Source organism: Aeromonas sp. QDB18 (genome assembly GCF_027705325.1).
Classification (GTDB): domain Bacteria; phylum Pseudomonadota; class Gammaproteobacteria; order Enterobacterales; family Aeromonadaceae; genus Aeromonas; species Aeromonas caviae.
The window spans coordinates 1-9437 of record NZ_JAPDBQ010000157.1 but is presented as its reverse complement, the minus strand read 5'-3'; the positions used below and the strand labels follow the sequence as shown (position 1 = coordinate 9437).

Annotated in this window: 9 protein-coding genes; 7 read left to right on the top strand and 2 right to left on the bottom strand. The window is 62.8% G+C overall.

Features of this window, described 5'->3' with window-relative positions:
• Window positions 1–185: 185 nt before the first annotated feature.
• Window positions 186–2177, bottom strand: a complete 1992-nt coding sequence (tkt, locus tag OKC30_RS17940) for a transketolase (protein ID WP_160839020.1) — start codon at window positions 2175–2177, stop codon at window positions 186–188.
• A gap of 340 nt (window positions 2178–2517) precedes the next feature.
• Here tkt and metK point away from each other — a divergent pair, with 340 nt between their 5' ends.
• The 7 genes from metK to ruvX all read left to right on the top strand — a co-directional run bounded on the left by metK (window position 2518) and on the right by ruvX (window position 8192).
• The gene (metK, locus tag OKC30_RS17935; protein ID WP_010673869.1) at window positions 2518–3669 is read left to right on the top strand and encodes a methionine adenosyltransferase; all 1152 of its coding nucleotides are present in this window, start codon (window positions 2518–2520) and stop codon (window positions 3667–3669) included.
• A 67-nt stretch (window positions 3670–3736) separates the two neighbouring features.
• Window positions 3737–4276, top strand: coding sequence for a SprT family zinc-dependent metalloprotease (locus OKC30_RS17930; RefSeq protein ID WP_160839022.1), 540 nt, complete (start codon window positions 3737–3739; stop codon window positions 4274–4276).
• Window positions 4277–4349: 73 nt separating this feature from the next.
• Entirely contained in the window at window positions 4350–5042 is a 693-nt protein-coding gene (locus OKC30_RS17925) for an endonuclease (RefSeq protein WP_039040144.1), read from the top strand.
• A 129-nt stretch (window positions 5043–5171) separates the two neighbouring features.
• Window positions 5172–5903, top strand: a complete 732-nt coding sequence (gene rsmE, locus OKC30_RS17920; RefSeq protein WP_052816450.1) for a 16S rRNA (uracil(1498)-N(3))-methyltransferase — start codon at window positions 5172–5174, stop codon at window positions 5901–5903.
• Window positions 5904–6025: 122 nt separating this feature from the next.
• Window positions 6026–6976, top strand: a complete 951-nt coding sequence (gshB, locus tag OKC30_RS17915) for a glutathione synthase (protein WP_160839025.1) — start codon at window positions 6026–6028, stop codon at window positions 6974–6976.
• 156 nt (window positions 6977–7132) lie between these two features.
• Complete coding sequence (locus OKC30_RS17910; RefSeq protein WP_010673864.1) at window positions 7133–7687, top strand: YqgE/AlgH family protein; 555 nt, start codon at window positions 7133–7135, stop codon at window positions 7685–7687.
• Between the two features lie 82 nt (window positions 7688–7769).
• Entirely contained in the window at window positions 7770–8192 is a 423-nt protein-coding gene (gene ruvX / locus OKC30_RS17905) for a Holliday junction resolvase RuvX (protein WP_160839027.1), read from the top strand.
• On the opposite strand, the gene yidZ is transcribed toward ruvX, so the two are convergent.
• On the bottom strand, window positions 8189–9229 hold the full coding sequence (yidZ, locus tag OKC30_RS17900) for an HTH-type transcriptional regulator YidZ (RefSeq protein WP_160839029.1): 1041 nt from the start codon (window positions 9227–9229) through the stop codon (window positions 8189–8191). The genes ruvX and yidZ overlap by 4 nt on opposite strands.
• Window positions 9230–9437: the final 208 nt, after the last annotated feature.

The following is a 9437-nucleotide window of genomic DNA, read 5'->3' as shown; positions in this document are numbered from 1 at the left end:
CGATTGGATCGGACATACTGAGTACAGTGAAACCAGAATAGAGCAATTAGATCACATCTTTAATCTGATTGGTATAACTCTATTTTTACAACCCAACAAAACGCCCCCCATCTTGCGATGGAGGGCGTTTTTATTTTCTGGCTATTGGGCCAGAGTGACCCAATGTTCAGGAATTACAGGGGCTGTTACAGGGACTCTGCGGTCGCAACCACGTTTTCCACGGTAAAGCCGAATTCCTTGAACAGCAGCTCGGCCGGTGCGGACTCACCGAAGGTGCGCATGCCGATGATCTTGCCGCCAAAGCCCACGTACTTGTACCAGTAGTCGGCGATGCCCGCTTCGATGGCCACACGCTTGGTGACGGCGGCCGGCAGGACGGACTCTTTGTACTCGGCAGATTGAGCGTCGAACACGTCGGTAGACGGGATGGAGACCACGCGCACGGCACGGCCCTTGGCAGTCAGCTGCTCATAGGCAGCCACGGCCAGCTCCACTTCAGAACCGGTGGCGATCAGGATCAGCTCCGGGGTACCGGCGCAATCCTTCAGCACGTAACCACCCTTGGCGGCATCGGCCAGTTGCTGGGCGGTGCGGTCCATCTGGGCCAGGTTCTGACGGGAGAAGATCAGGGAGGTCGGGCCGTCGGTACGCTCGATGGCGTGTTTCCAGGCGATGGCGGACTCTACCTGGTCACACGGGCGCCAGGTGCTCATGTTCGGGGTCAGACGCAGGGAGGCGATCTGCTCCACCGGCTGGTGAGTCGGACCATCTTCACCCAGACCGATGGAGTCGTGGGTGTAGACGAAGATGGCGCGCTGCTTCATCAGGGCGGCCATGCGCAGGGCGTTGCGGGCGTACTCCATGAACATCAGGAAGGTGGCGCCGTAGGGGATGAAACCACCGTGCAGGGCGATGCCGTTCATGATGGCGGACATGCCGAACTCGCGCACGCCGTAGTGGATGTAGTTGCCTGCGGCGCTCTCGGGAGTCAGGGACTTGGAGCCGGACCACATGGTCAGGTTGGACGGCGCGAGATCCGCGGAGCCGCCCATGAATTCCGGCAGCAGCTTGCCGAAGGCTTCCAGGGAGTTCTGGGACGCTTTACGGGTCGCGATCTTGGCCGGGTTGGCCTGCAGGGTTTCGATGATCTTGGCGGATTCAGCAGCCCAGTTGGCCGGCAGCTCGCCAGTGGTGCGGCGCTTGAATTCGGCAGCCAGGGCCGGGTGAGCGGCTTCATAGGCGGCGAACTTGGCAGCCCAGTCGGATTCGAGCTTGGCGCCCTTCTCCTGACCGTTCCACTCGGCGGCGATGTCGGACGGGATGACGAACGGCGCGTGGTCCCACTTCAGGAAGGCACGGGCGGCGGCGATCTCGTCGTTGCCCAGCGGTGCGCCGTGGCAGTCGTGGGAGCCGGACTTGTTCGGGGAACCGTAGCCGATGATGGTGCGGCAGCAGATCAGGGTCGGCTTGCCGCTCTCGGCCTTGGCGGCTTCGATGGCGGCGTTGATGGCTTCCGGGTTGTGACCGTCAACGGCCGGGATGACGTGCCAGCCGTAGGCTTCGAAGCGCTTGGGAGTGTCGTCGGTGAACCAGCCTTCTACGTGACCATCGATGGAGATGCCGTTGTCATCCCAGAACGCGATCAGCTTGCCCAGACCCAGGGTGCCGGCCAGGGAGCAGGCTTCGTGGGAGATACCTTCCATCAGGCAGCCGTCGCCCATGAAGGCGTAGGTGTAGTGGTCGACGATGTCGTGACCCGGCTGGTTGAACTGCTCGGCCATGGCCTTCTCGGCGATCGCCATGCCCACGGCGTTGGTGATGCCCTGACCCAGCGGGCCGGTGGTGGTTTCAACGCCCGGCGCATAACCGTACTCCGGGTGACCCGGGGTGCGAGAGTGCAGTTGGCGGAAGTTTTTCAGATCGTCGATGGAGAGGTCATAACCGGAGAGGTGCAGCAGGGAGTACAGCAGCATGGAGCCGTGGCCGTTGGAGAGAATGAAACGGTCGCGGTCGGCCCACTTGGGGTTGTTCGGGTTGTGTTTGAGGTGGCTGCGCCACAGCACTTCAGCGATATCCGCCATTCCCATGGGGGCGCCCGGGTGACCGGAGTTGGCTTTTTGAACGGCATCCATACTCAATGCACGAATGGCATTGGCAAGCTCTTTACGAGAAGGCATCTGTATCTCCTGCGATTGCTTCATTTGATGGCCAAGATTAAGGCGCGTTATTGTCCCAGCAGGGGGCGCGGCGTGCAAATATTATCTGGGCGAATAAAGTGGCTTTGGGAGCACAATCGCTTTTCTGGGCGGGGAAAACGATTCAATCCGCCCCCTGCCTTACCTCCATGGAGGTGGATCCCTTCCCCATCCCGCCCCGGGCGGCTCCCCCCCCAAATAGTGCTGGCAATCACCGGATGACCTATTTAAAATAGACGTCCAGATGTAGATACCTCTACAGTCATCCTGTCATTATCCGGTTATGGCCAAGGCGATAACCCTTACGAATCGAGAACCAAACATGGCAAAGCTGTTTACTTCCGAGTCGGTCTCCGAAGGCCATCCCGATAAAATCGCCGACCAGATCTCCGATGCGGTGCTGGACGCCATCCTGCAGCAGGACACCAAGGCGCGCGTCGCCTGCGAAACCCTGGTCAAGACCGGCATGGTGATGGTAGCCGGCGAAGTGACCACCTCTGCCTGGGTCGACATCGAACAGATCGTGCGCGACACCGTGCGCGAGATTGGTTACACCCACTCCGACATGGGCTTCGACGCCGACTCCTGCGCCGTGCTGAACGCCATCGGCAAACAGTCTCCGGACATCAACCAGGGCGTCGACCGTACCGACCCGCTGGAGCAAGGTGCCGGTGACCAGGGCCTGATGTTCGGCTACGCCACCAACGAAACCGACGTGCTGATGCCCGCCCCCATCACCTATTCCCATCTGCTGGTGAAGCGTCAGGCAGAAGTGCGCAAGAACGGCACCCTGCCGTGGCTGCGTCCGGACGCCAAGAGCCAGCTGACCTTCGCCTACGACGACGCAGGCAAGATCCTGGGTGTCGATGCCGTGGTGCTCTCCACCCAGCATTGCGACTCCATCAGCCACAGCGATCTGGTGGAAGCGGTGCGCGAAGAGATCATCAAGCCGGTGCTGCCCGCCGAGTGGATCAACAAGGACACCAAGTACTTCATCAACCCGACCGGCCGTTTCGTCATCGGCGGCCCCATGGGTGACTGCGGTCTGACCGGTCGCAAGATCATCGTCGACACCTACGGCGGGATGGCCCGTCACGGTGGTGGCGCCTTCTCCGGCAAGGATCCGTCCAAGGTGGACCGCTCCGCCGCCTACGCCGCCCGCTACGTGGCCAAGAACATCGTGGCCGCAGGTCTCGCGGATCGCTGTGAAGTGCAGGTCTCCTACGCCATCGGCGTGGCCGAGCCCACCTCCATCAGCGTCGAAACCTTCGGTACCGGCAAGGTGGCCGAAGCCCTGCTGGTCAAGCTGGTGCGCGAGTTCTTCGAGCTGCGCCCCTATGGCCTCATCGAGATGCTGGATCTGAAGCGCCCGATCTACCAGGCAACCGCCGCTTACGGCCACTTCGGCCGCGACGAGTTCCCCTGGGAGAAGACCGACAAGGCCGAGCTGCTGCGCGCTGCCGCTGGCCTGTAAGGCTCGAGGTTGTGATAAAAGGGGAGCCTGGCTCCCCTTTTGCTTTTGTGTCCGTCCCGAGGATCCCATGCCTGCCACTGCCACCCGGCCTGACCCCGCCCTCATCGAGACGCTGCTCGCACGCGTCGAGGCCTGCTTTGTGCAGGCCGAAACGCGCCTTGGCCGCACCTTTCCCCGCCCGCAAGTCCATTGCAACATGCGGGGCCGGGCGGCAGGGTCTGCGCGGCTGCAAACCTGGGAGCTGCGCTTCAACCCGGCGCTCTATCAGGCCAATCAGCAGGCGTTTCTCAGGGAAGTGGTGCCCCACGAGGTGGCGCACCTGCTGGTCTATGCGCTCTGGGGAGAGGGGCGCGGCAAGAGCCGAGTACTGCCCCACGGCCGCCAGTGGCAGTCGGTGATGCGGGAGCTGTTCGGCCTCGAACCCAGCACCACCCACAGCTTCGATCTGGGGGTGCTGGCCCAGCGCACCTTCGTGTATGCCTGCGCCTGCCAGCAGCATCCCCTCTCGGTGCGCCGCCACAACAAGGTGATGCGCGGCGAGGCCCGCTATCACTGCCGCCGCTGTCGCCAGCCCCTGGTGTGGCAGCGCGACACGACGGCGGATTGAGTCACCCCGTGTCGCGCTCCTGTGATAGGGTGCGCGCTTACTTCATTCAACTGTCTCATTACCAAGGATATTCATGTTTCGCCCTCTGCTCTCCCTCTGCCTGGCCCTGCTGGTCAGCGCCCCGGCCCATGCCGACAACATCCAGACCTTTCGCGCCGCCAAGCAGGATCTGAACAAGCTCTACCAGAGCCACCCCGTCACCTTCTACTGCGGTTGCAACATCAAGTTCAGCGGCAAGAAGATGGCCCCCGACTGGGAGAGCTGCGGCTACCTGCCGCGCAAGCAGGCCGAGCGGGCCTCCCGCATCGAATGGGAGCACGTGGTGCCCGCCTGGGAGTTCGGCCACCAGCTCCAGTGCTGGCAGGACGGGGGTCGCAAGAATTGCGGCAAGAGCGACGAGTTCAACAGGATGGAGGGAGACATGCACAACCTCTTCCCCGCCATCGGCGAGGTGAACGGTGATCGGGCGAACTTCCGCTTCAGCGACTGGAACGGCAAACCGAACCAGTACGGCAAGTGCCAGATGCTGGTGGACTTCAAGGAGCGCCAGGTGCAGCCGCCCAAGGGGCCGGTGCGTGGCCAGATCGCCCGCGCCTACCTCTACATGAGCCAGCAGTACGGACTGCGTCTGGCGGCCCAGCAGCGCAAGCTTTACGAAGCCTGGGACAGGCAGTATCCGGCTGATCGCTGGGAGTGCGAGCGCAACCGCCGTATCGGCAAGCTGCAGGGCAATACCAATCCCTTCATTGAAAAGCAGTGCCAATAACCCCATTTGACCAGGGAGGGGGAGCGTCCCCCTCCTCCTGAATCCCTTCACTCTCTGTCTCGCGAGCCTTGCTCGCCGCCGTGCAGTAGGGTATTGAAGGGTTTCCAAGCAAGAGACTGACTATCAGCCATGCGCATTCCACGTATCTATGAACCGGCCAGCCTGCAGGTGGGCCAGACCCTCGCCCTGTCGGAAGACGGTGCCAATCACATCGGCCGCGTGCTGCGCATGCAGCCGGGCCAGCAGCTCGAGCTGTTCAACGGCGACGGCCACCAGTACCCCGCCACCATCACCAGTGTGGGCAAGAAGTCCGTTGAGGTGACCATCGACAGTTGCGAGACCCGCTCGGTGGAGTCACCGCTGGCCATCCACCTGGGTCAGGTGATCAGCCGCGGCGACAAGATGGACTTCACCATCCAGAAATCCGTGGAGCTCGGCGTCACCTGCATCACGCCCCTCTTCTCCGAGCGCTGCGGCGTCAAGCTGCCCGCCGATCGGCTGGAGAAAAAGCGCGAGCAGTGGCAGAAGGTGGTGATCAGTGCCTGCGAGCAGTGCGGTCGCAATACCGTGCCCGAGGTGCGCATGCCGATGGAGCTGGACGCCTGGCTGGCGGAAGAGACCCAGGAGCTCAAGCTCAACCTGCACCCGCGCGCCCCTTACAGCATCAACACCCTGCCCATCCCCGAGCACGGCGTGCGCCTGCTGATCGGCCCGGAAGGGGGCTTGTCCAGCGACGAGATCGCCCGTACCGTGCAGGAAGATTTCAAGGAGATGCTGCTGGGGCCGCGGGTGCTGCGCACCGAAACCGCCGCCCTGACGGCGATTACTGCGCTTCAGTGCCGCTTTGGCGATCTGGCCTGACAGCCGACCCCACCCCGGCCCTCCCCTTCGAAGGGGAGGGAGCAACAGGCACCTCCCCCTTGTGAAGGGGGAGGCAGGGAGGGGGTCATCACATCCAATCGAGCCACCAGAAGGAATCTCGGATGACCATCAAACTCGGCATCGTGATGGACCCCATCTCGGCCATCAACATCAAGAAGGACTCCAGCTTCGCCATGCTCGAAGAGGCGCAAAAGCGCGGCTACGAGCTGTTCTATCTGGAGATGAAGGATCTCTACATGGAGGCCGGTCGCGCCTTCGGTACCATGCGCCCGCTCACCGTCAAATATGACTATGCCGACTGGTACACGCTGGGCGAGGTGGTGGATCAGCCGCTCTCCAGCCTGGATGTGATCCTGATGCGCAAGGATCCCCCCTTCGACACCGAGTTCATCTACGCCACCTACATGCTGGAACGGGCCGAGGATGAGGGTTGCCTCATCGTCAACAAGCCCCAGAGCCTGCGCGACGCCAACGAGAAGCTTTACACCGCCTGGTTTGCCGAGCACACCCCGACCACGCTCGTCACTCGCAGAGCAGACAAGCTGCGTGCCTTCCACGCCCAGCACAAGGACGTCATCCTCAAACCGCTGGACGGCATGGGCGGCGCCTCCATCTTCCGCATGAAGGAGGATGACGCCAACGTCGGTGTCATCATCGAGACATTAACCTCTCACGGCAGCCAGTACTGCATGGCGCAGACCTATCTGCCCGCCATCAAGGATGGCGACAAGCGGGTGCTGGTGGTGGATGGCGAGCCGGTACCTTACTGCCTGGCCCGCATTCCGGCCCAGGGTGAGACCCGTGGCAACCTGGCGGCCGGCGGCCGTGGTGAGGCGCGCCCTTTGAGTGAAGCGGACTGGGCCATCGCCCGCGCGGTAGGCCCGACCCTGAAAGAGAAGGGGCTCATCTTCGTCGGCCTCGACATCATCGGCGATCGCCTGACCGAGATTAACGTCACCAGCCCGACCTGCATCCGCGAGATTGAGGCGGCCTTCGACGTCTCCATTACCGGCATGCTGATGGACGCCATCGAGCGCCGACTGGGCCGCTGACCCCTTCGTTGCTGCGGCGAGGACACACACACACAAGGGGCCGTGAGGGCCCCTTTGACTACCGCCCTCCTGCCGGCAAAAAGCGGTTTTGCCCGCCGCCATCAACTGCCATAATCACCCCAAATACCTTTGCACGCTTAGAGATACATACGCTCCATGCAAACACTGCAAAATCACTTTCTGCTCGCCATGCCGAGCCTCACGGACGCCTATTTCCAGCGCTCCCTGGTCTATCTGTGCGAACACAGCAGCGAAGGCGCCATGGGACTGGTGGTCAACATTCCGGTCGACATGTCCCTGGACGCCATGCTGACCAAGCTCAACCTCAATCCCCCCGCCACCGCCGAGATGAAACAGCCGGTGTTGCAGGGGGGCCCGGTGCACGGGGATCGCGGCTTCGTGCTGCACAGCTTCCGCCCGGGGTTCAACTCCACCCTGCAGGTGAGCGACGAGATGATGGTCACCACCTCCAAGGACATTCTGGAGACCCTGGGCACCGACGAGGCGCCGGACCACTGGCTGGTGGCGCTCGGTTACGCCGGCTGGAGTGCAGGCCAGCTCGAGCAGGAGCTGGTGGATGGCGCCTGGTTGGTGATCCCCCCCAATCCCAAGCTGGTCTTCGATACCCCCATCCACCTGCGCTGGCAGCAAGCCGCAGCGAGCATTGGGGTCAACCCCCTGCACCTCTCCAGCCAGGTGGGCCATAGCTGACACCCCGGCCCTCCCCCACGAGCAGGGGGAGGCAGGGAGGAGGCTTCCCCCTTCATTTATCCATCCATTTCGAGGAGACCCCATGTCATCACGCAGCATCATGGGCTTTGACTACGGCACCAAGAGCATCGGTGTCGCCATCGGCCAGGAGCTCACGGGCAGCGCCCGCCCCCTTCGCTCCCTCAAGGCGAACGACGGCATCCCCAACTGGGACGAGATAGAGAAGCTGATCAAGGAGTGGCAACCGGATCTGCTGATCGTCGGTCTGCCGCTCAACATGGATGGCACGGAGCAAGAGATCACGGTGCGGGCCCGCAAATTCGGCAATCGCCTGCATGGCCGTTTCGGCAAGCCGGTGGAATTCAAGGATGAGCGACTCACCACCACGGATGCCCGCGCCCGCCTGTTTGAACGTGGCGGCTACAAGGCGCTGGACAAGGGGAGCGTGGACGGCGTCTCCGCCCAGCTCATCGTCGAAGCCTGGATGGAAGAGCAGTACGACTAAACCGGGGTGCCTCCTCCCCCTTGCTTCTCTTTCGCCGCCCCGCTCTCCATGGGCCCGCCCCAGGCAAAACGCGTCATCCCCGCCGCGGCCAGGCCATAGAGCCGCCGGATCTCCCCCCGCAACCACATCACCTTGGCATCCTGATTGTGGCGCTTGTGCCACAGCAGGATGAAGGCGATCTCCAGCTGGGCATAGAGAGACTCTTCCAGCGGCAACGGCATGGGGATGAGGTCGGGGTGATGTCTGGCGGCATAGTCCGCGCAATATGAAGGCACCACGGCGATCAGCTCGTGGCTCTTTTGGGCGGCGATATGCAGCGCCTGCTCGAAGCTCGCCACCATGATGGGCACCTGCCGCCTGTGGCCTTCGTCCTCCAGCAGATCGTCCAGTGCCCAGCTGTCGCTGGCCTCCCACACCACGCTCACCTGGGGGCAGGCCAGAAAGCGGGTCAGCGACCACGTCTGCCCGAGCAAGGGGTGATCCTTGCGCAGGAACACCACGGGACGATCGCAGAACAGCACCTCATGATCGATGTAATAGGGCAGCCGGTTGACCCTGGCATGGGAGCGGCCGTGGGTCTCCCGGGCGCAGAAGCCGAGGTCCGCCTCCCCGTTGACGATGTCGTTGAGGGAGTGGTGATCCCAGCCCAGCATCCTGACCACGGAATGGGGGTACTTCTGGTAGATGGTCGTGGGCAGCTCGCTCAGGAAGCTGATGCCGAAGGGGGACTCCATCACCAGACTGAAGCGGGCCCCCTCGGGGATCGCCTCGCGGTTGAGGGTGCTGATGCTCTCGGTGAGCTGGAACCAGGTCTTGAGCTCCTCTGCTAGGGTCAGGGAGAGGTTGGTCGGCTGCAAGCCCTGGCGCACGCGCACGAAGAGGGGGTCCCCGAACCAGTCCCGCAGCTTGCCGAGCGCCTTGCTCACCGCCGACGGGGTGACACACAGCTTCTTGGCCGTCCCCGCCACGCTGCGCTCCTGCATCAGGTGCCTGAAGACCACCAGCAGGTTCAAATCGAGTTCACCCAGATTGCGCATCGTTTCTCTCCTATCCCCGAGCCCGGACTCGCCGGATCGCACGCCATGGTAGCAGCACCTTGACCACCAGGTAACCGAGCAGCGCCAGCAGGAGTGCCAGGATCAGCATCCAGAGCGCAGGCATCCCCAGAGTAACGGTTCACCCAGACCAGTTGACAGGTAAAAAATGAGACGATCGTCCGGTGATCCACTATTGCCTCTTGCGTGA

What these genes read in the sequence shown, in the direction of transcription:
- ruvX (WP_160839027.1), top strand. Translation starts at nt 7,770, where the DNA reads ATGTCATCACGCAGCATCATGGGCTTTGACTACGGCACCAAGAGCATC.
- tkt (WP_160839020.1), bottom strand. Translation starts at nt 2,177, where the DNA reads ATGCCTTCTCGTAAAGAGCTTGCCAATGCCATTCGTGCATTGAGTATG.
- gshB (WP_160839025.1), top strand. Translation starts at nt 6,026, where the DNA reads ATGACCATCAAACTCGGCATCGTGATGGACCCCATCTCGGCCATCAAC.
- OKC30_RS17930 (WP_160839022.1), top strand. Translation starts at nt 3,737, where the DNA reads ATGCCTGCCACTGCCACCCGGCCTGACCCCGCCCTCATCGAGACGCTG.
- rsmE (WP_052816450.1), top strand. Translation starts at nt 5,172, where the DNA reads ATGCGCATTCCACGTATCTATGAACCGGCCAGCCTGCAGGTGGGCCAG.
- OKC30_RS17910 (WP_010673864.1), top strand. Translation starts at nt 7,133, where the DNA reads ATGCAAACACTGCAAAATCACTTTCTGCTCGCCATGCCGAGCCTCACG.
- yidZ (WP_160839029.1), bottom strand. Translation starts at nt 9,229, where the DNA reads ATGCGCAATCTGGGTGAACTCGATTTGAACCTGCTGGTGGTCTTCAGG.
- OKC30_RS17925 (WP_039040144.1), top strand. Translation starts at nt 4,350, where the DNA reads ATGTTTCGCCCTCTGCTCTCCCTCTGCCTGGCCCTGCTGGTCAGCGCC.
- metK (WP_010673869.1), top strand. Translation starts at nt 2,518, where the DNA reads ATGGCAAAGCTGTTTACTTCCGAGTCGGTCTCCGAAGGCCATCCCGAT.